General features: G+C 35.7%; 24 protein-coding genes. 2 read left to right on the forward strand and 22 right to left on the reverse strand.

All coding sequences use genetic code 11. The features are described 5' to 3' along the window. Nucleotides 1–7: 7 nt before the first annotated feature. The 3 genes from FHL06_RS00625 to tyrS form a co-directional block, all read right to left on the reverse strand. On the reverse strand, nt 8–1,279 hold the full coding sequence (locus FHL06_RS00625) for a dihydroorotase (protein WP_153384315.1): 1,272 nt from the start codon (nt 1,277–1,279) through the stop codon (nt 8–10). Further along, nucleotides 1,239–2,186, reverse strand: coding sequence for an aspartate carbamoyltransferase catalytic subunit (locus FHL06_RS00630; protein ID WP_153384316.1), 948 nt, complete (start codon nt 2,184–2,186; stop codon nt 1,239–1,241). The genes FHL06_RS00625 and FHL06_RS00630 overlap by 41 nt, the downstream gene beginning before the upstream one ends. 263 nt (nt 2,187–2,449) lie before the next feature. After that, nucleotides 2,450–3,694 carry a tyrosine--tRNA ligase gene (gene tyrS, locus FHL06_RS00635; protein ID WP_153384317.1) on the reverse strand — a complete coding sequence of 415 codons (1,245 nt, stop codon included), beginning with the start codon at nt 3,692–3,694 and terminating at the stop codon, nt 2,450–2,452. A gap of 338 nt (nt 3,695–4,032) precedes the next feature. Between tyrS and FHL06_RS00640 the strand changes: the two genes are divergently transcribed. Next, nucleotides 4,033–4,608 (forward strand): histidine phosphatase family protein, encoded by a 576-nt coding sequence (locus tag FHL06_RS00640; protein ID WP_337692513.1) that lies wholly within the window; start codon nt 4,033–4,035, stop codon nt 4,606–4,608. A gap of 79 nt (nt 4,609–4,687) precedes the next feature. Here FHL06_RS00640 and yihA read toward each other — a convergent pair whose 3' ends face one another. From yihA to rpsO, 7 genes are all read right to left on the reverse strand, one after another. After that, entirely contained in the window at nt 4,688–5,272 is a 585-nt protein-coding gene (gene yihA, locus FHL06_RS00645) for a ribosome biogenesis GTP-binding protein YihA/YsxC (protein ID WP_153384319.1), read from the reverse strand. 48 nt (nt 5,273–5,320) lie between these two features. Next, the gene (gene clpX, locus FHL06_RS00650; protein WP_153384320.1) at nt 5,321–6,568 is read right to left on the reverse strand and encodes an ATP-dependent Clp protease ATP-binding subunit ClpX; all 1,248 of its coding nucleotides are present in this window, start codon (nt 6,566–6,568) and stop codon (nt 5,321–5,323) included. A 136-nt stretch (nt 6,569–6,704) separates the two neighbouring features. Then, entirely contained in the window at nt 6,705–7,991 is a 1,287-nt protein-coding gene (gene tig / locus FHL06_RS00655; RefSeq protein WP_153384321.1) for a trigger factor, read from the reverse strand. A gap of 211 nt (nt 7,992–8,202) precedes the next feature. Continuing rightward, nucleotides 8,203–9,393: an elongation factor Tu gene (gene tuf / locus FHL06_RS00660; protein WP_153384322.1), complete on the reverse strand. Its 1,191-nt coding sequence runs from the start codon at nt 9,391–9,393 to the stop codon at nt 8,203–8,205. Nucleotides 9,394–9,598: 205 nt separating this feature from the next. Next, entirely contained in the window at nt 9,599–10,546 is a 948-nt protein-coding gene (locus tag FHL06_RS00665) for a tetratricopeptide repeat protein (RefSeq protein ID WP_153384323.1), read from the reverse strand. A gap of 37 nt (nt 10,547–10,583) precedes the next feature. Next, complete coding sequence (locus tag FHL06_RS00670; RefSeq protein WP_153384324.1) at nt 10,584–12,281, reverse strand: ribonuclease J; 1,698 nt, start codon at nt 12,279–12,281, stop codon at nt 10,584–10,586. A 171-nt stretch (nt 12,282–12,452) separates the two neighbouring features. Next, nucleotides 12,453–12,722: a 30S ribosomal protein S15 gene (gene rpsO, locus FHL06_RS00675; protein WP_153384325.1), complete on the reverse strand. Its 270-nt coding sequence runs from the start codon at nt 12,720–12,722 to the stop codon at nt 12,453–12,455. Between the two features lie 216 nt (nt 12,723–12,938). Between rpsO and rpsT the strand changes: the two genes are divergently transcribed. Then, nucleotides 12,939–13,187 (forward strand): 30S ribosomal protein S20, encoded by a 249-nt coding sequence (gene rpsT, locus FHL06_RS00680; RefSeq protein WP_153384326.1) that lies wholly within the window; start codon nt 12,939–12,941, stop codon nt 13,185–13,187. A gap of 105 nt (nt 13,188–13,292) precedes the next feature. Here rpsT and holA read toward each other — a convergent pair whose 3' ends face one another. From holA to lpdA, 12 genes are all read right to left on the reverse strand, one after another. Then, nucleotides 13,293–14,306: a DNA polymerase III subunit delta gene (gene holA / locus FHL06_RS00685; protein ID WP_153384327.1), complete on the reverse strand. Its 1,014-nt coding sequence runs from the start codon at nt 14,304–14,306 to the stop codon at nt 13,293–13,295. After that, nucleotides 14,281–16,530 (reverse strand): DNA internalization-related competence protein ComEC/Rec2, encoded by a 2,250-nt coding sequence (locus FHL06_RS00690; RefSeq protein ID WP_153384328.1) that lies wholly within the window; start codon nt 16,528–16,530, stop codon nt 14,281–14,283. The genes holA and FHL06_RS00690 overlap by 26 nt, the downstream gene beginning before the upstream one ends. A gap of 4 nt (nt 16,531–16,534) precedes the next feature. Continuing rightward, a complete protein-coding gene (locus FHL06_RS00695; RefSeq protein ID WP_153384329.1) occupies nt 16,535–17,149 on the reverse strand; it encodes a helix-hairpin-helix domain-containing protein in 615 nt (204 codons plus the stop codon). 44 nt (nt 17,150–17,193) lie between these two features. Beyond that, complete coding sequence (locus FHL06_RS00700; protein ID WP_153384330.1) at nt 17,194–18,246, reverse strand: SepM family pheromone-processing serine protease; 1,053 nt, start codon at nt 18,244–18,246, stop codon at nt 17,194–17,196. Between the two features lie 4 nt (nt 18,247–18,250). Beyond that, nucleotides 18,251–18,742, reverse strand: a complete 492-nt coding sequence (coaD, locus tag FHL06_RS00705; RefSeq protein ID WP_153384331.1) for a pantetheine-phosphate adenylyltransferase — start codon at nt 18,740–18,742, stop codon at nt 18,251–18,253. 1 nt (nt 18,743) lies between these two features. Next, nucleotides 18,744–19,295 carry a 16S rRNA (guanine(966)-N(2))-methyltransferase RsmD gene (gene rsmD / locus FHL06_RS00710; RefSeq protein ID WP_153384332.1) on the reverse strand — a complete coding sequence of 184 codons (552 nt, stop codon included), beginning with the start codon at nt 19,293–19,295 and terminating at the stop codon, nt 18,744–18,746. Then, entirely contained in the window at nt 19,292–19,558 is a 267-nt protein-coding gene (locus FHL06_RS00715; RefSeq protein WP_153384333.1) for a YlbG family protein, read from the reverse strand. The genes rsmD and FHL06_RS00715 overlap by 4 nt, the downstream gene beginning before the upstream one ends. Before the next feature lie 4 nt (nt 19,559–19,562). After that, nucleotides 19,563–20,741 (reverse strand): FtsW/RodA/SpoVE family cell cycle protein, encoded by a 1,179-nt coding sequence (locus FHL06_RS00720; RefSeq protein WP_162000291.1) that lies wholly within the window; start codon nt 20,739–20,741, stop codon nt 19,563–19,565. A gap of 135 nt (nt 20,742–20,876) precedes the next feature. Beyond that, nucleotides 20,877–22,730, reverse strand: coding sequence for a translational GTPase TypA (gene typA, locus FHL06_RS00725; RefSeq protein WP_153384334.1), 1,854 nt, complete (start codon nt 22,728–22,730; stop codon nt 20,877–20,879). A 56-nt stretch (nt 22,731–22,786) separates the two neighbouring features. Continuing rightward, nucleotides 22,787–23,566: an inositol monophosphatase family protein gene (locus tag FHL06_RS00730; protein ID WP_153384335.1), complete on the reverse strand. Its 780-nt coding sequence runs from the start codon at nt 23,564–23,566 to the stop codon at nt 22,787–22,789. Next, complete coding sequence (locus FHL06_RS00735; RefSeq protein WP_153384336.1) at nt 23,553–23,843, reverse strand: UPF0223 family protein; 291 nt, start codon at nt 23,841–23,843, stop codon at nt 23,553–23,555. Before FHL06_RS00735 ends, FHL06_RS00730 begins: the two co-directional genes overlap by 14 nt. Nucleotides 23,844–23,969: 126 nt before the next feature. Next, complete coding sequence (gene lpdA / locus FHL06_RS00740; RefSeq protein ID WP_153384337.1) at nt 23,970–25,397, reverse strand: dihydrolipoyl dehydrogenase; 1,428 nt, start codon at nt 25,395–25,397, stop codon at nt 23,970–23,972. Nucleotide 25,398: the final 1 nt, after the last annotated feature.

A 25,398-nucleotide genomic window follows, 5' to 3' on the forward strand; every position in this document is an offset into this window, starting at 1 on the left:
TCATTCTCTAATTCGTGTAAACACATTCTCCATTGACAAAAGTTTTTTCTACTTGTCCATAGACCTCTTGACCAATGAAAGGACTATTAGTTCCCTTTGATAAGAAATCAGCTTCTTTGATTTGATACTGATCGTCTAAATTAATGATTGAAAAATCAGCTTTTTGGCCAACCTTAATCTGACCTGCTTCTTTGATATCGAACAACTTAGCAGGATTTACTGCCATCAGCGTCAATAATCTTTCTAAACTCAACAAACTAGTTTTGACTAATCGCGAATACAACAAAGGAAAGGCCGTCTCAATTCCGGTAATACCAAAGGCACTCTTTTCAAATCCTTGATCCTTTTCTGCTTTGGCATGTGGTGCGTGATCAGTCGCTATCATATCGATAGTTCCATCCAAAACCCCTTCAATCAAAGCTTGACGGTCGATTTCGCTTCGCAATGGCGGATTCATTTTAAAATTAGCGTCATCTGTTAAAATATTTTGGTCGCTTAACAATAAATGATGCGGCGAAACTTCACAAGTAACATTGATACCTGCATCTTTAGCCATTCTTACCAACATGACGCTATCTTTTGTTGAAATATGGCAGACATGATAATGAACGCCATTTTCTTTTGCTAAAATCAAGTCTCGAGCTAATTGAGACGTTTCAGCTACTTGTTTGATTCCTGGCAAGCCTAAGCGTTTTGCAGCAGAACCAAAATTGATTACGCCATGATTGAATAAATCTTTATCTTCAACATGGGCTGCTAAATGACTTTTAATTGCAGCAATTCTTTCCATAGCTGAATACATTGACTGAGCATTCATAATTCCATGACCATCATTAGAAAAGGCAAAAGCGCCTAATTTTTGTAAACCTTCAATATCAACTAATTCGTCACTAGTCTCACCTTTGGTAACTGGTGCATATTGCAAAGTATTGATCAACGAATTTTTTTGATTCAATTCAATTTGTTTTTGAAATTTCTCTAAATCATCTGGCACTGGAATCACGTTTGGCATAGCACCGACAGTTGTAAATCCACCATGGGCTGAGGCCAAAGTTCCCGTTTTGATGGTTTCTTTATGAACTTGACCAGGTTCTCTAAAATGTACATGCACATCAACTAACCCAGGAGTTACTAACTTAAACCCGGCATCGATTGTTTTAATGCCCTCAGCTGGGATTTTTTCGGCAATATTAACAAACTTGCCATCTTCAATTAAAATTTCGCAATTAATTAATCTCTTAGCGTAAAATAGCTTGGCGTTTTTTATCAGCAACTTCATTTTCCAAATCGTCTCCTTCTAGAACTGCTTCTATCATAGCCATTCGCATGAAGACACCGTTAGCCATTTGAGGGAAAATATACGATTTGTCGCATTCTGCTACATCATCAGCAATTTCAACTCCACGATTGATTGGAGCGGGATGCATAATCATCGTATCAGGCTTCATCATGGCAACTCTTGTTGAATCTAAACCATAATTTTTAAAATAATCAGCTTTTGAAAAACTTTGATTCTCCTCAGAAGACAAACGTTCATGTTGAACTCTTAACAACATCACTACGTCCATTTCGCGACATAAGTCATCAACATTCATATGTGGCCCCATTTCCGCAAATTCTGGCGTATACCAAGCATTCAACCCACCGAAGTACATCTGAGCTCCTAAACGAGTTAAAATTTCAGCGTTAGAATGAGCAACCCGGGAATGACTTAAATCACCGATAATTCCAACCTTGAGACCATTGAAATTGCCAAAGTGTTCGTAAATCGTCATTAAATCTAATAATGATTGTGAGGGATGTTGACCAGTTCCGTCGCCTCCATTAATGATATGGATTTTTAAATCATGATTGTTAACGAGATCTTCATAATACTTATCTTGACTGTGACGAATTACTGCTACGCTTGCACCGATGCTTTCTTCAGTTTTAACCGTGTCATAAAGGCTTTCACCTTTTGTTGTTGAAGAAGTTGATGCATCAAATTGGATTTCGTTCATTCCTAGTTTCATTTCAGCTACTTGGAAACTTGATTTTGTTCTAGTGCTATTTTCAAAGAATAAATTGATAGCAAATTTATCAGCACCTATTTTTGACTTCTTGCCTGACTTAAATTCCATCGCTGAATCGATTAAGTCATAGACCTCTTGATTTGATAACTGTGACATAGAAAGTATATTTTTCATTGTTTTCCTCCAAATTAAAAGGGATAGCCTTCATCCAGCTACCCCTAAAAGTTTGGTTTTAACCTGACCTTTTAGACCTCGCTGGATCTATTTAAAAGTTCCCTGATTTTTTTTAAGTAAACAAAAAACTTCCTATCCCACAAGGAAAGGAAGTTTACACTTTTTGCGTTTGATGTGTAAGTAACCTTCCAAGCCTCACAGGACTTGATTAAAAGTTTTCGTTGCAAATAATATAAACGATTTCACACATTCAGTCAACAGTTTTATTTAATTTTAGCTAAGAAATACTTCTTCTTACCACGACGAATAACGATGTACTTGCCGTCAAATGAATCTTTTGGATCAATTTCAATTGTTGTATCAGTTAATCTTTCGCCATTGATTCTAATAGCACCATTTTGAATATCTTCACGAGCTTGACGTTTAGATTTATCGACATTAACAGCAATCAAAAGATCGACTAAGTTGATTTTTTCGGCTGGAATTTCTTCACTAGGAACGCCATGGAAAGCTTCAGCAACTTCTTGTGTCGTTAATTCTTGAATTTCACCTGAAAACAATACGTCAGTGATTTTTTCAGCTGTCTTCAAAGCTTCTTTTCCATGAACGAACTTCGTTACTTCTTGAGCCAATGTTTTTTGAGCTAAACGTTTTTCTGGTGCGGTCTTAACAGATTCTGCTAAGTCCTCGATTTGGTCTTTTGTTAAGAAAGTAAATTTCTTCAACAAGTTGATAACATCTTTATCATCTTGATTGAACCAGAATTGATAGAATTCATAAGGTGAAGTCTTCTTAGGATCAAGCCAAACTGCGCCACCAGCTGTCTTACCAAATTTTGTACCATCAGCTTTTAGTAATAAAGGAATCGTTAGCGCATAAACTTTAGCATCTTGTCCTTCGGCTTTGTGAATCAAATCAAGTCCAGCAGTCAAATTACCCCATTGGTCGCCACCACCAACTTGCAATTGAACATTGTGTTGACGGTATAGCGTAAGGAAATCGAGTGATTGTAGGATTTGGTAAGTGAATTCTGTAAATGAGATTCCAGCTTCCAAACGACTTGAAATAATTTCCTTATTCAACATTGTGTTGACGTTAAATAATTTACCGTAATCACGCAAGAAATCTAGGATGCCGATTGGTTGCGTCCAGTCGTAATTATTGACCATTGTAAAGTCGCTAAAAATTTTCTTAGCTTGATTGCTCAAGGCTTCAACGTTGTGGTTAACTTGGTCCATAGTTTGCATAGGACGTTCAGCTTTTTTACCACTAGGATCACCGATTGAGCCGGTTGCTCCACCAATAACGATGTATGGATGATGTCCAGCGTTAGCAAATCTTTCCAAAGTCATAAATGGCAATAAGTGACCGATATGCATCGAATCGCCAGTTGGATCCATCCCACAATATAAAGAGATGTCCTTTGAATCGACTAAATCTCTTAGACCTTTTTCATCTGATTGTTGATTGATCAAGCCACGCCATGACAATTCATCAATAATATTCATAAATTTTCCTCCTAAAATAATCCTCGTTACAAAACTAAAAAGAGCGCCTCTGCAATAAATGCAGGGACGCTCTTTGCGCGGTACCACCCAAATTCAAGTTAAAAACTTGCTCTTTACTCCTGTAACGTCGGAAACGTCATTTTAGTTAAGTATTTGATAACTCATCCTGCTTGGCTTGCACCGACCGCCAATTCTCTGTTCACTGAAATGAGCTACTACTATTAATTACTAAAACGTATTATAAGTATGATGATACACAGCACGCGATTTTTTTTCAAGCATTTTTTAAGTATCCTCTTTAATTATTGTATAATGAAGTTGTTTTTTTGAGGGGGAATATTATGAAAAAAACACTCTATTTGATGCGTCATGGTCAGACACTCTTCAATATTTTAAAAAAAATTCAAGGCTGGTGCGACTCGCCTTTAACACAAACCGGCATCAAGCAATCAAAAATAGCTGGAGAATACTTTAAAAGTCACCAAATCACCTTTGATCGTGCATTTTGCTCCACTGCCGAACGTTCTAGCGATACCTTGGAACTTGTCACTAAAATGCCTTACAAACGTCTCAAAGGCTTAAGAGAGATGTCCTTTGGAAAATTTGAAGGCGAACATGAATATCTCAATCCTAAAATTAGCGATCCAAGAAAACAATATGGTGATTTCTTTGTTCAATATGGTGGCGAAGCCAGTTGGGAAGCACAGGCTCGTGTTAACGATACCATTACAAATCTTATGAATGAATCCGGACAAAACACTTTGGTCGTCAGTCATGCTGGTTCCATCATGCTCCTTTCGTCGCTTTGGACTGACCCTAACAAAATTATTGACAGTGGCTTTTCTAATTGCAGTATTTTAAAATATTCTTTTGAAAACAATAAATTCACTTTGGAAAAAATTATCAACTTCTGACCAAACTAAATAGTTCTAGCAATCAAAATATCGTGATTGCTAGAACTATTTTTCATTCAATATAAAATTCAATCCAAAATCAAATTATATGTGATTCAATCCAATCCCAAACTTCATCCTTGCCTTTTTTAGTTTCAGCACTAAATAGCTGTAAAGTATCGGTTTGGTTGATACCCATAGTCTTTTGAACTCGACTGATGGTTTTGTTCCATTGATTGCCTTTGACCTTGTCCATCTTCGTAGCCACGATCAATGTCGGGATATGATAATAACTGACATATTGATACATAGATATATCATCATCACTAGGATCATGACGACCATCGACCAAAATAACAACGCCCTTTAAGACTTTACGCGTCGTTAAATATTCTTCAATCATAACGCCAAATTCTTCACGTTGTTTTTTAGAAACTTTTGCAAAACCATATCCTGGAACATCAACTAAATATAGCTGATCTTCAATATTGTAAAAGTTTAAAGTTTGCGTTTTTCCAGGCGTACTAGAAGTTCTGGCAAAAGCCTTACGATTAATCAAAGTATTTATCAACGATGATTTCCCAACGTTTGAACGTCCTAAAAGGGCAATTTCAGGATAGCCTTCGTCAGGATACTGTTTAGAACTGACAGCACTTAAGTTCATCGACACATTATTTACTTGCATAATTCACCTCAATTAAGTAATTTTACCATAGAAAAAAAAGGCTGCCAATTAGGCAACCTCTCCATTTTTAAGAATAATTTCTGGTTCTTTAACTTTTCTTACAGCATCCTTAGTAACTTTAACGCCCTCAACATCATCGCGACCAGGAATAGTAAACATAGTATTTTGCATTGTCTCTTCAACGATTGATCTCAAACCACGAGCACCTGTGTTACGTTCAATCGACATCTTCGCAATTTCCTTGAGTGCACCATCGGTGAAGGTCAATTTAACTCCATCGAGTCCTAATAATTCAACATATTGCTTAATTAGGGCATTCTTAGGCTTTGTAAGAATATCGACTAAGTCACTCTCAGTCAATTTCTCAAGCGCTGTAACGATAGGAATACGACCAATAAATTCAGGGATGATACCAAACTTCATCAAATCCTCAGGAATGATTTGTTGCATCAAACTCTTTTCTTCGGCTACAGTAGCTTTTTGCTCAGCACCAAAACCAATTGTCTTATCGCCTAAACGGTTCTTTACAATTTGTTCGATTCCATCAAAAGCACCACCAACAATGAAAAGAATGTTAGTCGTATCGATTTGAATCAATTCTTGTTGAGGATGCTTTCTTCCACCTTGTGGTGGCACACTAGCAATTGTTCCTTCAAGAATCTTCAAAAGGGCTTGTTGAACACCTTCACCTGAAACATCACGAGTAATCGAAACATTTTCACTCTTCTTGGCAATCTTATCGATTTCATCAATGTAAACAATACCGTGTTCAGCCTTATCGACATCGAAATCAGCATTTTGCAAGAGTTTCAAGAGAATATTTTCAACATCCTCACCTACATAACCAGCTTCTGTCAATGTAGTTGCATCAGCAATGGCAAATGGAACTTTCAAAATACGAGCTAAAGTTTGAGCTAAGAAAGTCTTACCTGAACCAGTAGGTCCAATCAAGGCAATATTACTCTTTTGCAACTCAACTTCGCCGTCTTTAAGATGTTCCATTTTGTTGATTCGCTTATAGTGATTATACACAGCAACTGACAAAGCACGCTTAGCAGCATCCTGTCCAATTACATAATCGTCCAAGATCTTTTTAATTTCTATAGGTGTAGGAATATTGTCAAGATCTAATGGTGTATCTTCGTTTAACTCCTCATCGATGATTTCTTTGCATAAATCAATACATTCATTACAAATATAAACACCGGGTCCAGCAACTATCTTCTTTACTTGATCTTGTGTCTTACCACAAAACGAGCAACTAATAGTGCCAGTATTTTCTGTACTATCAAACATGTATAATTTCTCCTTCAATAGTTCCAATAGTTTGAAAGTCTAGCATGGTAATAAATAAGAGTAAAGTATTTAGTTTCAACTCAATTTATAAAAAAAGGAAGCCCAATGGCTTCCTAGATTTTAGTTAAAGATTCAATTATTTTTCAACTGATGAGTCAACAATCAATTCGATTGCCTTCTTAGCACCAATATCATGAGCTAACATATCATCTGAAAGTGCATTTCTAACTGCTTTTTCTTCCATCTTGTATTCGTCAGCAAGTGACTTGATTTCAGCTTTAATTTCGTCTTCTGATGGTTTGATATTTTCCTTAGCAACAATTGCTTCGATAACTAAGTCAGTCTTAACACGTTCTTCAGCATCCTTAGCAAATTGTTTCTTCAAACTATCTTCGTTTGTACCAGTCATTTGGTAATACAACTTAGGATCGATACCTTGACGACGTAAGTTTGCTAGGTATTGGTTCAATTGGTTATCAACTTCTGTATCAATCATTGCTTGAGGAATTGAGTCAATCTTAGCATTCTTAACTGCACCAGAAATTGCTTCTTCTTGGATATTTTCTTCAGCAGTTTCTTTCTTTTGATCCTTGATTTCATCATGAAGCTTTGTCTTCAATTGTTCAAGTGTGTCGACATCTTCATCAACGTCTTTAGCAAAGTCGTCATCTAACTTAGGTAATTCCTTTGTTTTAACTTCGTGAAGCTTTGTCTTGAAAATAGCCTTTTTACCAGCTAAATCTTTTGCTTGGTAATCCTCTGGGAAAGTAACGTTAACGTCAATATCTTCACCAGCTGAGTGACCGATCAATTCATCTTCGAATCCAGGAATGAATGTACCTGAACCTAATTCTAGTGAGTAGTTTTGAGCACTGCCACCATCGAATTCTTTTCCATCAACAGTACCAACATAGTCGATTACAACTGTGTCGCCCTTTTCAGCCTTACCATCTTTAAGAACAAGTTCAGCTTGTTGTTTTTGAAGATCTTCAAGACGCTTTTCAACATCAGCCTTCATAACATTACGTTTTTGTTTCTTAACTTCGATACCTTTGTAATCGCCAAGTTCAACGTCAGGTTTAACAGTAATTGTTGCTGTAATAGCCCAAGGTTTGCCCTTTTCCATTGATTCAACATTGATTTGTGGTTGATCAACTGGTTCAACCTTTGTTTCGTCGACAGCGTTTTGGTATGCATTTGGTAGAACTGCATTTAGAGCGTCTTCGTACAATGCTTCTTCGCCGTACATACGGTTAAAGATTTGACGAGGTACTCTACCTTTTCTAAAACCAGGAACATTCAAGCTCTTCTTAACACGATTAAAAGCAGTATCTAAGCCACTCTTGATAGTATCTTGGTCAATTTCGAACTTAAGTTCACCAGTATTATTTTCTTTTTTTGTAAATTTAGCCTTAGCAGACATTTATATTATCCCTCCGGTATTTCAACGATCTCATACTTTGTAATATTACCCTAAAAAGGCAATATTGTAAACATTAGACGTGATTTCTAACTAATTTTAAAACATCATTTGTCTATTATAAAATACTTTATGCTATTTTTGAATATTTAAGCATAAAAAAAAGAGCTGGATTACCCAACTCTTTTTTAAAATTATCATTACCACTTAGAAATTAGTCTAAGATTTCTGTAACAACTCCGGCACCAACAGTACGGCCACCTTCACGAACAGTAAATCTTGTACCATTTTCAATAGCAACTGGAGCAATCAAGTCAACTTCGAAAGTAACTTGGTCACCAGGCATAACCATTTCTACACCATCTGGTAGTTCAATAACACCAGTAACATCAGTTGTGTGGAAGTAGAATTGTGGACGGTAGTTTGAGAAGAATGGAGTATGACGTCCACCTTCTTCTTTACTCATGATATAAACTTCACCCTTGAACTTGTTGTGAGTCTTGATTGAACCTGGCTTAGCAAGAACTTGTCCACGTTCGATTTGATCACGGTTAATACCACGTAGTAAAATACCAACGTTATCTCCGGCTTCACCAAGATCCAATGTCTTACGGAACATTTCTAGACCAGTAACAGTTGACTTAAGAATTTCTGGCTTCAAACCAACAATTTCAACTTCGTCACCAATCTTAACTTCACCACGATCGATACGACCTGATGCAACAGTACCACGACCAGTGATAGTGAAGACATCTTCAACAGGTAGTAAGAATGGCTTTGTGTTATCACGTTCTGGTGTTGGGATGTATTCATCAACAACATCAAGAAGTTCTTCAACATGTTTAACTTCTTCAGGGTCTCCTTCAAGAGCCTTCAAAGCTGAACCACGGACAACAGGAATGTCATCCCCTGGGAAATCGTATTCTGATAATAGTTCACGAACTTCCATCTCAACTAGGTCAACTAGTTCTGGGTCATCAACAAGGTCAGTCTTGTTCAAGAAGACAACGATGTATTCAACACCAACTTGTCTAGCAAGCAAGATGTGTTCACGAGTTTGTGGCATAGGACCATCAGTAGCAGCAACAACAAGGATGGCACCATCCATTTGTGCAGCACCAGTGATCATATTCTTAACGTAATCAGCGTGTCCTGGAGCATCGATATGTGCATAGTGACGCTTTTCAGTTTCGTATTCAACGTGAGCAGTGTTGATAGTAATCCCACGTTCCTTTTCTTCTGGGGCCTTATCGATATCAGCATAATCTTCAGCCTTAGCTAAACCTTTTTCACTCAAAATCTTAGTGATTGCTGCTGTCAAAGTAGTCTTACCGTGGTCAACGTGACCAATTGTCCCAATATTTACATGGGGCTTAGTTCTCTCATAATGTTCTTTTTCTGCCATTACAAAGAATCCTCCTAAAATTTCATTTCATAAGATTGATCCAAAGAAAATGTTCTTTAGACGACTCTTTACTGAAAAATTATACTACTTTCAGAGGTGAAAGCAAAGTAATTCAACGCAAATCACCGACTAAAAATATACTCTTTGGATTATACGGGGCGTAAACGAAATTGTAAATACTAAGAGCAAAAAAAGTTTAATTTTTTCACTCTTGAAAGGTATTTATCAGTTCATCGAACCTTTTTAACCAAGTTTTTACGTTGTCTAACCCTTGATTATCACTTATCTGTGAATCATCAACTAAACCATACCTTAAAAGCATTGCTTTTGTCCAGAGGGTTGGCTTCGTTATTATTTCATCACCGAATGGGTATACGAAAGCCGAATACAATGAAAGCTCACCTTTGAAATTTTCCATTTGTGCATCATTTTCATCGGTCAATAATTTTTCTAATTCGTCACACATTTTCAAATAGACATCAGTTGACATAATAGGCATTAACTTGCTTGGATTGCAAGTTTTATTTTTTCCATAAAAAGAAATATCAACATTTTCATCAAGACCTAATTTTAATAAATTCTCCAATGCTTCACTCTTTAAAAGTGGATGCAGCAAGGGATTCTCCAATAAAATCTTGGCACTCTCAATATAATCTTTTCGATTAAATTGGCGCAATTTTCTTAATAATTGAATTTGTTGAGAAGTTGACTCTGTAACGATCGACAACAATCGTTGCGTTACCTTTTCTTTTTCAGGCTTAAATGATCTCTCATGTCTATCTTCTGCCACTCTGATTCTTTTAGTAACGTCTGCCAAAAACTCTGGCTTAATATTTGACAAGGTATTTGAATCATAAAAATTCAACATTTGATTGGCTAACAAAAAATCATTGTTTTCTAAGACAATGTCTAAAGCCAATTCAGCAGTATCCGGTTCGCTAAGGTAATAATTAAAATAATCTAATATCACTGCTTCAGCATCGCCCGGTCTTTTTTGATTCAACAAAGAAGCAGCAAGCCCTTTATTGATAGAAAATGACTGCTGCATTGAATATGCCTGAGTATATAAATCAGCTGACTCAATCCAATTGCCTTTATCAAAAGCTTCATCGGCTTGGTCAATGATTTTTTTTAGATTATTTGAATCGTCCATAAAATACCTCAACAATATCTGAATAGATTAAATCATTCTACTTCTTTGCTTTTCTGTGTCTGTTTTGATTAACTTCCATGATTACTGGCAAAATAACTGGGTGTCTATTAGTTTGTTCATACAAGAAATGATTTAACTTATCACGTACTCCTTGTTTGAGATCCGACCAATCGAAATCTTTACTATTTTGCATGTAATCGACGATGGTCTTAACAATGATATCTGAACTTTCATTTAATAAGTCACGACTAGCACGCATATAAACAAAGCCACGAGCCGTTATTTTAGGCTTAGCAACGACTTTCTTCTTTTTACGGTCAATTGTAGCTACTGCAATGAAAACTCCGTCTTCGGCCAATAATTCCCGATCACGCAAAACAATGCTACCGATATCGCCAATACCAATACCATCAATCATAGTATCGCCAGCATCAACGCCCTTACCTTGATAGAATTGACCATTTTCATAGTTCAAGACATCACCCTTTTTAGTAAGGAAGATATTTTGATAAGGAACTCCTGTTTCATGAGCTATTTTAGCGTGTGCATCTAACAAACGGTACTCGCCTTGAACTGGAATCACATTTTCTGGATTCAATAAATTAATCATCAATTGCAAATCAGATTTGTTAGCATTGCCAGATGAATGCTTATCATCACTTAGAGCCTTAACTTCTGCACCGGCACGATAAATTGCATCCCTAGCTTTGGCAACAGTAGTTTCCATAGCGTGTGAAGGAGTCGTGGCAATAAAGACCAAATCGCCTTCCTTGATTTGGAACTTCGTCTTAGAGGCTGGATTAGCCATTTTACGAAGCACTTGAACGGGTTCGCCCATTTTACCAGTCTCGATGATAACTAGCTTGCTTTCATCAATTCCTTTTAATTCACGAGGCTTAACTAATAGCTCTTTATTAGAAACCTTCAAATAGCCAAGTTTCATAGCTGTTTTCAAAATCTTTTCAGCATCTGTTCCTGATAAGAAAACTCGACGACCTGTCTTATTAGCTGCATCCAGTACTTGTTGCATTCTTTGAATATTAGAAGCAACTTGTGCCACAATTATACGTCCATCGTGATAACTGAATGTATCCAAAATATATTCATAAATATCTTTTTCACTAGAATTTTCATATGGAGATTCGGCATTTGCTGAATCACTTAATAAGGCTAAAACTCTTTCACTACCAATTTTGGCAATGCGGCCATAATCTGTCTTATAAGTTGGTGTTGCGGCTTGGTCAAATTTAAAGTCTCCAGTATAAACAATTTGTCCTTCGCTTGTCTTAATTACTGTACCTAAAGATCCAGGAATTGAATGCGTTGTTTTGAAGAATGAGACTGATGCTTCTTCAAAATCGATTGCTGTATTTTCGTCAATAATATGGAAATCTGAGAACTTCTTACTACGACGATCACTGGCACATACGATTTTAGCCAATTCAATCGTCATTTCAGAACCAAACACTGGAATATCATAGTCCCCAATTAAATAAGGCAATGCTCCAATGGCATCAGCATGTCCATGTGATAGGAAGATTCCTACTACCTTGTCGATGTTTTGCTTGATGTATGTCATATCAGGAACAACTACATCAATCCCATAAAGATCGTTATCAGGATACTGTAAACCAATATCCAAGATATAAATCTCATCATTTACTTCTATTGCGTACATATTCTTTCCATTTTCACGTACGCCACTTAACAAAATTATTTTAATTTTTTTGCTCATTTTCATCTCTCATTTCATTAAAATAGCATAGATCATAATATTCTATTGTGATTTTTAAGTCTTTTAAGACTATTTAAGCTATACCTGTTTGCTATTTTACCATATCAAACAACATTTAGAAAAAATAAGCGAAAAAAAGAGATTCCATTTCTGGAATCTCTAAAATAATTATTAACGACGTAGACCTAATGACTTAATCAATTCACGGTAACGTTGAACATCCTTATTACGTAGGTAACCTAACAAGTTACGACGGTGACCGATTTTCTTAAGCAAACCAACATATGAGTGGTGGTCTTTCTTGTTAACCTTCAAGTGGTCGTTTAATGAGTTAATATCATAAGTTAAAACTGCAATTTGTACTTCTGGAGAACCTGTATCTCCATCTTTACGAGCATATTTTTTGATAACTTCGTTTTTCTTTTCTTTTGAAATAGCCATTTCAATTCACCTTTTCCTTATATATTTAGCCAAACTATGCTTGCGTTGGTGATTCGTCAAACAGAGCATGGTTAACACAGGTATATAATTTACTACAAATCAAAGAATATTGCAATACCATAAAAAAAACAGACAATTTATTGCATTGACAATCTGAATTATGTATAATTCTATGTATTGAGTTTTAAGCTTAATAGGTTATCGGAGGTGAAATTAATGCCACAAATTAAATCAGCTATGAAACGTGTGAAGACTGCAGAAGCTGCAACTCTTCGTAACACTTCACAAAAGAGTTCAATGCGTTCAGCAATTAAGAACTTTGAAGTATCAGCAGAAAAAAATGCTGACAACAAAGATGAAATGTTCAGAACAGCAATTCGTGCTATTGATATGGCTAAGTCAAAAGGTCTAATCAAGGCTAACAAGGCTGCTCGTGATAAGTCAAGACTTGCTAAAATGAATTAATGATAAGCAACCATGAGGTTGCTTTTTTTGTACCTTAAAATATTTTAAAAAGCGAAGTAAACGACCTATTCCTTATGAAATCAGGTGATTTACTTCGCTTTTTCTTTAGGCAAATTTAGCTAAGAAAAGATCAAATAACAATTCTTTGTCGCCCTGCCCAGACTTTACTTGAAAATCTAGGTTAACAATATCTGTATACATCAATTGTAAATTATTCATTTTTAATGATTTCGTTTGACGATGGGCTAATTTGACCCGGTATGGATGCAAGTGAAGGTTCTTTGAAATAGTGCTTTCTGATAAACCCTTTTCCGTAAGAATTTTTACTTGAATCAATAAACGTAATTGTGAAATCAAAATGGCTGTTAAAAGAATTGGATCAATTTTTTGTAAAAGAAATTGATGATAGAGTTCTTCAGCTTGGTAGATATTTTTCTTCAAAATTTCGTTCATCAAGTCAAAGACATTGTCCTCTAATGATTGAGGAACTAATTCTGATACAGCTGCACTATCAATCTTTTTTGTTTTTAAAGAATATAACTTCAATTTACTCAATTGATTAGTTATCAAAGAGTAATTGCTCTTAGTTTTATTGATCAACAAATCTAGAGCATTAGGATCAATTTGATATCCAGCTTGTTTCAAATCATTTTGAACCGTTCGACTTAAAACTGGACCTTCCATTTGGCCCGCATTAACGGTCGTTGCCAATTTTTTCAATTGTTTAACAACTTTTTTACGGGCATCTAATTTATCATAAGAAGTAAAAATCACTAATATGGTCGATGGCGTGGGATTTTGAATATACTTGATCAGCAAGTCAACATTTTGTTCAATTGCATTTTTAGTTCGTTCAGCAGTCAAAAAATAAGGATGTTCCGCAAAGACTAATCGTTTTTCGCCGAAAAAAGGTGCAGAAATAGCCTCATTTATCATATCGGCAATAGAGACTTCCTCTAAATCAAAATTGGCAAAATTCATTTCCCGTTCTTCTGGACTCATAATGCTCTTAAAACCTGCTTTAATTTCCTTGATAAAGACTTCTTCTTTACCAGTTACTAAGTAAACATTTTCCAGTTTACCTTGCTGCAGGTTATTTTTTAAATCTGTTATTCTCAACTACGTCACCCTTTAAAAAAGTTGTTATCTTCTCTTTATTAGTAAAGAAAGAATAATACCAAGATATCATACCATATTCGGCCGTATTAAAATAATCCACCTGATGCTGCATCAAACGTTTTAAAGTTTCTTTATTAGGATGTCCATAACGATTGTTAATACCTGAAGAAATAAAACCAATCTTAGGATGAGTCGATTTCAACAAAGTATCGCCTGTTGAGGTCCGTGATCCGTGATGACCAACTTTTAGATAATCAACTTTAAACTTATGATTTGATAAAATATCTTTTTCACCGACAATATCTAAATCGCCAGTAAACAACCAATTGCGGTTATTCATCTTGGCAAGTAACGTCAACGAATCGCCGTTTTCACCGATACTAGGTTTCTTGGGCCAAAGAACTTGCCAATCAATCGTATCTTTCAAGACATCTCCTTGTTTTAAATTATGAAATTTTACATTGGGGAATTTCTTAATAGCGCTCCTAATATGGATATTATTCTCTAGCCCCACTCCAAAATTGACTTGCTTAACTTTAAATTTGTCCAGCAACGTATCTAAATTGCCGATGTGGTCGACATCCTTATGGGTTAAAAATAATTGATCGATATTACTGATGCCACGAGATTTTAAGAACGGAATGGTACTTTTTTCAACTTGATTGCTATTAGTGCTCTTTGCCCATTGCGGTTTAGGAAAAGCAAGTTTTCCACCGACGTCAATTAAAAAGGTCTTCCTAATCAAAGGCGTAGTTATTACAATCGAATCACCCTGACCAACATCAACTAAATTAACTGAACCAAATAAAGGAAACTTATTTAAAAATATACTGATACAAAAAAACAACAGATAAAGACTCAAGTACTTATTTAAAAAGGTTTTGGTTTCAATGTAGAATAATGCCAAAATCATTAGAACAATTAATAACCAAACTGAGATTTTCCCTGTAATGAATAAAAAAGTCTGATCAATCGATAATTGATTCAATAAACGATAAAAATCGTCGAAATACTTATCGACAGTCTTCCAAATACTCCAATGAACGCTTAAAGAGGAGAGCAGCGTAATCGGTAGAATAAGATACGTAAAAATAGGCACGAAAATAACATTCATTAATATCGTTAACCAATTAAATTGATAAGTATAAAAACAAATCAATGGCAAACTTACCAAATTCATTTTAAAAAATTGTACTAAGAAATTACTTTTCTGATAAAGATAAAAAATAGCAAAAGAGAGTAAAAAACTCAACTGACCGCCCATTTCTAAAATAGCGAACGGATAAACAAAAGTACAAATCAATAACGCAACGGCAAACATATCCAGTCTGCTCAAAGACAAATGCATTTTTTGACAGACTATCCCAACAGTCACAAAGACGATTGCACGCCAAATCCCGCTTTTAGACCCTACTAAAATCCCATAGCAAGGTAAAACTATTAACATAGCTGAGTCGACCCACTCAACTGGTATCCTTAATAAAGACGTTAACTTTCTTATAATTATTAGCAATATCAAAACATGCAGACCTGAAAGACTAAATAAGTGAATAACCCCTAAAATACTCAACATACTTAAAAAATCTCTTTCAGATGATTCGGTATATCCCACCAATAAGCTTTGAGCGTGAATCTTTAAGTGTTTTGGCAACTGACTTAAATATTTGATTATATGTATTCGTAAAACATTTATCCTATCTTCGATTGTTTTTGATTGATAGCTACTTTTTTGAGAAAACTCCTCAATTTTAATAGTTTTAAAAATACCTTTATGTTGCAAATATTTTTGATAATCGAATTCGCCAATATTCCTGGGAGGGGTTATTTCTTGAATTTGACCATTTTTTATTTCTACTTTCACAGGATAATCAAGTTGCTTCCAAAAATTTTGGTCCGTTTGACTCTTTATCCGATAATTAAAACGAAAATTATTTTTCTCACCCTGTAATTCGCCACTAAGACTATCGCCATTAACCGTCAAAGTATCTGGAAAAATGACTCCTGATTCAATACCCTCAGTTATGACGTGTTGTTGTTGAATAAAAAAACAACGACCTAAAAAGATTATTCCTACTATAAATACTAAAAGATTCAATTTTTTATTTTTAAGAATTAAAATTCGCCAAATCATTAAAGCGAGTAAAACCAAAAAAATATAGCCTTGAAAATAAACTGTCGTTATTAAAATTGCCACAATCCCTGGAAAAATCCAAAAATCTTTCATTTACTCAAACCGTCAATTGATCTTTCAAAGATTCCAAACTTTTCTCACCAATTCCCGAAACCTTAGTTAAATCATGCAAATCTTTAAAATTACCATTCTTTTCTCGAAAAGCGATGATTTTTTCGGCTTTCTTTGGTCCAATCCCAGAGACATCTTTAAAGTCGTCAGCTTTGGCTGAATTTATATTGACCTTCTTTTGTCCTCCACCACTGCCCTTATTTGCTGAATTTTGGGGTGATACCTGTGTCTCTCCAGTATAAGGAACGTAAATTTGCATCTGGTCAGTGACTTTTTGAGCACGATTTATTTGCTTAACATCAGCATTTGCCATCACGCCACCAGCCATTTGCAAAATATCTTGAACGATAGTTCCTTTTTTAACTCGATAAACTCCTGAATTTTTAACTGCGCCTTGAATATCAACCACAAAAATATCGTTATTGATTTTTTGCTTTTTTTCAGGAGCTTCTTTATCTTTAGTAACAACTTCAGTTTTGATTTCATTTTGAACTGGCTTAGTCTTATGAGTCCAAAAATATAATGAACCGAATATACTCATTACTAAAATCATTGCTATCACGATAATATTTTGTTTGATATGACTGAATACTTCTTCCATTTTTACCACCTCATATCCAAAATACGTAAAAAAAAAACACAGCCCTATTTAGACTGTGTCTTTTCAAGATAATTAATGGCATCATTCAAGTTTTTAACTGGAACAATTTTCATCTTTGTATGAATTTTTTTAGCTGCTCGTAAAGCTAAATGATAATTATTTACGTATCCAGGTTCATATTTTTTAATCTCTTTAGTAACTGGATCATTTGGTGCAAAGAAAATTGTAGCTCCCTCTTCTGAAGCGGCATAAACTTTCTTCTCAACCCCACCAATTGGTCCAACTGTTCCATCTGGAGAAATCGTACCTGTACCAGCAATCGTTCTACCGGCTTTCAAATTCTTATTGGTAATCTGAGAATAAACTTGCAAAGTAAACATCAATCCCGCTGATGGTCCACCGATATTACCAGCGTTTATCTTAGTAGGAGGATTTCCCTTTGCTTCAGTGTTGTCAGTCAAAGTAATTCCTAAGCCCAAGCGCTTAGTATCAGCTAATTTGACCAAACCACCACTTGCAGTCATCTTCTTGCCATCACGTGTGAATTGGATTTTCACTTTAGCGTTTTTCTTTTGTTTCTTAACATATTTGATAAACTGATCGGCATTATTGAAATGATAACCATTGATCGATGTAATCGTATCTCCAACTTGTAATTTCTTGTTAAATTGGGAATTAGCCATTACATCCATTACATAAACGCCTAAGTATTTCTTAGTGAATGGTTTATCAGCTTTTGAATATGCTGCTTGAATGGCACTATTAGTTGCCGATTTCATATAGTAACTTTGGACTTTGAAATAGTCTTCGCTACTTTCATCGCCCATCAAGTCTTGTTGCGAATAAATCGTTTCAAAATTATTACCTAAAGATTTTAGAAGCGTATATGGCGTTCCACTCACAATTCCAACGGTCGTCAAAAGCAAATTACCCTTTTTCTTATCATGCTTTCCATCAACCTTAACAAACTGAGAAGTATCTTCAGCAGTACCAGGAACTTCCAAATAATAACCAGTTGGCAAAGTAAAAAATGCCATTACGACAATAATAATAAAAAGGGCGCCAAAGACCTTATTTCTAGTTTTGTTGAATTTCAAAATATTATTCCTTCCTCAACTTATCTATCAATGCTTTTGCAACTTCAGGAGGAACAAATTCTGAGATATCCCCACCAAACTTTGCTACTTCTTTCATCATTGATGATGATATCGTAGCATACCTATCATTTGCTAACAGAAAAACCGTATCGATTTTTTTATCGAGAACACGATTAATGGAAGCAACTCCAGATTCATATCCGAAATCGTCCGGATTACGCATCGAGCGTACCATAAATTGTGCACCGACCTCAGCCGCAAATTTCGTAGCTAATTCATCCTTACCATCCATCACAACAATGTTTTTTATATCGCCTAAGGCATCTTCGATGAATTTCTTTTTTTCCTCATATGAGAATAAATAATTTTTAGAAGTATTCGTCATCGGTACAACGTATAATTTATCAAATAATTTTGCTGCACGACGAATAATATCTATATGACCATTAGTCACGGGGTCAAAACTACCCGCATAGAGTCCAATCTTTTGCGACATTTTATCCTCCAAACTGATATACTGCTACTTTGGTATCTTTATATTTCTTTTCCTTTAATAATTCGATACGAGAAAAATCACTCAAATCAATATCGTAATCAGTCTCATCAACGATGATTGCCTCTGGATTCAATAAGTCTGATTCAACCATATCTTTAATAATTTGTTCTGTTACTTTCATCCTATATGGAGGATCTAAAAAAACTAAATCAAATTTTTGTTGATTTTTTGCAAAATTTTCTAATGCATCTGTTGCTGAAGATTTCAAAACTACAAAGCTATCTTCCTCATGAGTTTTCTCAACATTTTCTTTAATCGTATTGATTGCTTTATAGGCTTTATCTACCAAATAAGCTTGCTGATAACCTCTTGAGACAGCTTCAATACCAAGACTACCAGTTCCCGCAAATAAGTCTAAGGCGACCCCACCATTCAAATATGGTGAAATCATGCTAAAAACAGCTTCCTTTACTTTAGCTGATGTTGGTCGAGTATTGTTAGTCGGCACCGCTTTTAAATTTAAACCTCGAAATTTACCTGAAACAACTTTCATTCTGAATCCTCTTTATTATCATTAGTTTTTAAAACATAGTGTTCATCCAATTCTTTGCGATGAGCTAAAGCGACACGTTTAACATACTTTTTTGCTGTTAATTCTTTTTTTACTTCCGCAGCTTTACTGGAGTTAACATATAACATTACGTATTTCATTTTTGGAGAAGTATAATAAATCGTTCCATAACGTTGCAGCTTTTTTCTCCATTTCAAAGAGTAGATCCAGACATACAATGCCTGACGCTCCACTTTTTTGTACATAAAATCATCCTTTTTTCATTTTCTCAAATTTAGTCGTTGCCTCAAGATTTAAAACGATTCCTAAAGCAATTGATAAAATCAATAAACTAGAACCACCATAACTAATAAAGGGCAACGTAACACCTGTTAAAGGAATTACACCAAGCAATCCTCCAACATTTAAAACTAATTGCGATAAAATCATTGTTGCAATTCCATAATAAACCAAAGAGTTATAAGTTTTCCTAGAACGAAATCCTAAGGAGATCATTCGAAAAATAATTATAAATAAAAGTCCTAAAATAAAGGTTACTCCTACTAAACCTAATTCTTCACTGATAATCGATAAAATAAAGTCAGTATGAGGCTCAGGTAAGTAGCCTCTTTTTTGAATACTATTACCTAAACCAACCCCAAAGACTCCACCGTTACTGATGGCGTAAAATGAATTCACCAACTGCGCACCGGCTTTTTGTTCCAAAAGAAATGGATGTTGCATGGCTAAAAATCGTTGATAGCCATAGCTTCCCTTAATAAAGGCTGGCGGAAATTTAGTAATAAAGACTATCATGCCCACAAAAATAAAAGTTAAAAAGCCACTCAATTCCGCAATTAATTTCCCTGGAATCGTAGAAGATGCAACGATGACCAATGTAATCAAAGAGAGAATCAACGCCCCACCAACATCGGGTTGGAAAAGAACCATAATAATTATCGAAGCGACAATCAGCATTGGTTGAAAAACTTCTTTAAGAACTTCACGCCAACCTTTTTTTTGCGACAACCGATTCTTCTTATTGGTCAAAAACAAGGCCAAAAACATAATTAAAAATAACTTAGCCAACTCCAAGGGTTGAAAATTAATAATTCCCAAATTAATCCACGCAGAAGCACCGTTGACCCTACTACTAGGAACCAACAATGCTCTAATTAAAAGATAGAGGAGCGAACCAACAGTTACCAACATAATAAAGCTCAAAATTCTTTGATTCTTCAAAATCTTCTCTTTGAGCATAAAAGTCACCAAACAAAGAAATGCTCCCATGACGGCATAGATTGCTTGTTTAATCAGATACTGATTAGTTTTACCACCTACAACTAAGGCATTATAAAAACTGGCAGAATAAACCATAACGACTCCAATACCTAAGAGCAGGATGTATGGAATGACGATCCATAAGTCAATTTTCCTTAATTTTTTCACGTTATACTCCTAAAATCTGATATTAAGATTATACCACCAAATAAATCAAGAAAAAAAGGCTAGGAGCAAATGCCCCTAACCCTTTATTTAAATTTAATGATTAATTAAATTTCTTTTTTTGATTTATCAAATATATTAGTTCTTCTTTGATTTATCGAACTTCTTACGTTCGTTTGTGTTCAAGATCTTCTTACGCAATCTAACATTCTTAGGTGTTACTTCACAAAGTTCGTCTTCGTTTAGGAATTCGATAGATTGTTCAAGTGACATATCCTTAGGAGTTCTGATAGCAGAAGCGTGATCCTTACCAGCGGCACGAGTATTTGTAAGGTTCTTACCTTTAGTAACAGTAACAGCGATATCTTGGTCACGGCTACTTTCACCAACGATCATACCTTCGTATACATCAACACCGGCACCAATGAACAATGTACCACGATCTTCAACTGATTCAAGACTGTATGTAGTTGATGGGCCTTGGTTGATTGAAACCAAAGCACCAGTTCTTCTACCTGGATTCCAGTTCTTAACAACTGGTTTGTATTCTGAGAATGTGTTGTTCAAAATACCATAACCACCTGTCATTGAAAGGAATTCTGTTGAATAACCAATCAAACCACGTGATGGAGTTGAGAAAATAAGTCTTGTTTGACCATTTCCTGTACTTTCCATGTTTTGCATGTCACCTTTTCTTTGAGCCATTGAGTCAATAACAGCACCAACATACTCATCAGGTGTATCGATTGTTACCTCTTCAAAAGGTTCACATTTCTTGTTATCAATTGTCTTGTAGATAACTTCTGGACGTGATAGTTGTAATTCGAAACCTTCACGACGCATCTCTTCAACAAGAATTGACAAGTGAAGTTCACCACGACCAGAAACCATCCAAGCACCAGCTTGGTCAGTATCATCGACACGTAGTGAAACATCAGTGTGCAATTGTTTCTTCAAACGGTCTTCAATCTTTCTAGCAGTAACTTCTGTACCTTCACGACCAGCAAATGGTGAGTTATTTTGTAAGAACATCATCTTCAATGTTGGTTCATCAATACGTAGCAAAGGAAGTGCTTCTTGGTGGTCAACTGGTGTAACAGTTTCACCAACATAAATATCTTCCATACCAGAAACAGCGATTAAGTCTCCAGCTTTAGCTTCGTTGATTTCAACACGTTTCAAGCCCATGAAACCAAATAATTTAGTTACACGGAAGTTCTTTGTTGAACCATCCAATTTCATAACAGTAACGTTATCGCCGACTTTGATCTTACCTCTAAAGATACGACCAATACCGATACGACCAACGTAATCGTTATAATCTAGCAAAGCAACTTGGAATTGCAATGGTTCATCTGAGTTATCAATTGGAGCTGGAATAGTCTTTAAGATTGTGTCAAACAATGGCTTCATTGTGTGTTCTTGATCTTCAACCTTATCTGAGTAACTTGAAGTTCCGTTAATAGCTGAAGCATAAATAACTGGGAAGTCAAGTTGTGAATCGTCAGCACCTAATTCGATGAACAATTCAAGGACTTCGTCAACAACTTCAGCAGGACGAGCACCTGGTCTATCAATCTTGTTAATAACAACGATTGGTGTTAAGTGTTGTTCCAAAGCTTTCTTCAAAACAAAACGTGTTTGTGGCATTGTACCTTCATAAGCATCAACAACCAACAAAACACCATCAACCATCTTCATGATACGTTCAACTTCACCACCGAAGTCAGCGTGTCCTGGTGTATCCAAAATGTTAATTTTCTTGCCATCGTAATCAACAGCTGTATTTTTTGAAAGGATTGTGATACCACGTTCTCTTTCAATAGCATTTGAATCAAGGGCACGATCTTGGAGTTCGTAGTGTTTCCCTAGTGTGTCTGATTGTTTTAGCATTTCGTTAACTAATGTAGTTTTACCGTGGTCAACGTGAGCGATGATCGCAATATTTCTAATATCTTCTCTTCTCTTAGTCAAATTAGTTCTTCCTTCCATAAATACGTGTTTACATTACTTGCAATAAAAAAACTGTGAATGACTGTCACAGTTCATTAACGCGCTTTAAGTGTCTTTAGTGCCTCAGAAACAACTTTCTGGGTACCAACTATTACGACTTGTGATTCTAACATATTAATTGGGCTATCGTCAATACTTACGACACTCATCCCCGAAGCCTCACACATAACACGTCCAGCGGCTAAATCCCAAGGAGCTAAGTATGACATATACATGACTTCTTTTCCAGTCAATAGATGTCCAAATATTATCCCAGCACTGCCGTAAACCCTGAAACCACTGCTTTTTTTAATCACACTTTGCACATTAAATTTATTTGCAAGAGCCATTGGTGCCGAAACATCAACTAACCCTTCTACTAGCGGTAAATCCTTTGGATTATCAATCTTTTCATCATTGACAAAAAGTCCAATCTCTTTTCCGCCATGATAAATTTTCTCGCCAATAACGTCTATGATAGCACCAATTAGTGGGCGACCGTCAATGTAAGCGCCAATCATTGATGCAAAATCATCCCCACGCTTAACAAAGTTCATTGTTCCATCGATTGGATCGACGAAAAATACCAATCCTGACATATCTTTTACTGAATCTCCATACCCTTCTTCGCTAACGATTGTAGCCTCAGGATATGCTTTTTTGATTTCACTATTGATAAACTTTTCAGTTTTTTTATCAAAATTCGTTACTAAATCATTGCGGTTTTTTTTAGTAGCAACCGACATTTTTTTAATTGAATCTTCACGTAAACTTTCACCAACGTGTTTTAAGAGGCCAACTAAAAAATTATCGATTTCTTTACTATCTATTTTCATTTGAAACCCTGACTTTCCCATCATTCTTAACTCGTCGACTCGCTTTAAAAACTTGATAAATTGAATAGCCTGATTGAACTTCAAATTCTTTGTCTAAATTTTTTTGATCCATTTTCATTGGAACAACTTGCTGAAATAAACGATACTTCTGTAAGAATTCGTCTTTCGCTATTCCAGATTCATAGGCCTTTTCTACAGCATTATATAAATCGATCACGGTTACGATTTCTTCTTGGCTCCAACTCGAATCGAGTGGATAACTGTAATTGCTTCGCATAGAAATAACCCCTTTTCATCTTTATTCTACTATACAAAAAAAGCGATACAAATGCATCGCTTTTTATCGAATTCATTTATTTAGTATACGAAATAACTTTATTCCGGTTTCTAAACGCAATCATCCTTAAATATGTGTTGGATAGCCAATCAAAATATCGGCAGCTTCTTGAATTGGTTCACCTAATGTTGGGTGTGGGTGAATCGTTAAAGCAATATCCTCAGCATTTAGTTGACAGTTGACAGCAACGCTTAATTCTGAAATAAGGTCGCTGGCACCTGGTCCAACAATTTGACCACCTAAGAGAGTTCCTGTTTCTTTGTTAGCAATCAATTTAACGAATCCTTCGGCATCATCAAGTGAAACTGCACGAGCATTACCAGCAAATGGGAATTTACCAACTTTGACGTCGATATTCTTATCCTTGGCATCTTTTTCAGTTAAACCGACGCTAGCAAGTTCTGGGTCAGTAAAGCAGACTGCAGGCACGCCTAAATAGTCGTTAGCAGTGTTTTTACCAGAAATTGCTCCAGCAGCCGTCTTAGCTTCAAAGAATGCTTTATGAGCCAATGCAGGGCCTGCAGTGATATCACCAATAGCATAGATGTTATCAACTGATGTCTTGCCTTGTTGGTCAACTTCGACTAAACCACGATCAGACAACTTGACGTTTGTCATCTCAAGACCAAAGTTATCAGTGTTAGGACGACGACCAACGGTCACCATACAATAATCTGCAGTGATAGTAGTTGGTTTACCATCAAGTTCATAAGTTACTTCAACACTATCGCCTTTATTTTCACTCTTTTTAGCCATGGCATTAGTAATAATCGTAACGCCCTTTTTCTCAAGCTTCTTTTTGACGATTGAAACCATATCTTTTTCAAAGTTTGGAATAATATTTGGCGAGCCTTCCAAAATAGTGACATGTGAACCAAGATCAGCGTATGCACCAGCTAATTCAGTCCCGACATATCCACCACCAATAATGACGAATTCTTTAGGAACTTCCTTAAGATTTAATCCACCAGTCGAATCAATTACTCGATCATTGAATTTAAATCCTCTAATTTCAATGGGACGACTTCCGGTTGCTAAAATCAAATTCTTGAATTTGATAGTTTGACCGCCGCCATTATCCATAAATTGTCTAGGTCCACTAGGCATAACTCGTAATTGCGTGTCACTGTCTAAATATGCTTCACCATGAATAATTTCTACATGATGCTTCTTTAAAAGCATTTGAACACCACTGGTCATTCTGGCAACAACTTTTTCATCTTTCCAAGCTTGCGTCTTTGTAAAATCAATTTTGGCATCGCTTGTCGTGATTCCGTAAGTCGTTGAATCCTTAGCTTGTTGAAGTCTGTGTCCTGCAGTAATCAGTGCTTTTGATGGCACACAGCCAACATTCAAGCAAACTCCTCCAACTGTATCTTCTTTTTCAATAACCGTTACATCTTGTCCTAATTCTGAAGCTCTGATTGCTGCAACATAACCACCAGGGCCAGAACCGATGATAACAGTTTCTTTTTCAATTACATTTTCTGCCATT

Source organism: Companilactobacillus halodurans (assembly GCF_009600985.1).
Taxonomy (GTDB): Bacteria; Bacillota; Bacilli; order Lactobacillales; family Lactobacillaceae; genus Companilactobacillus; species Companilactobacillus halodurans.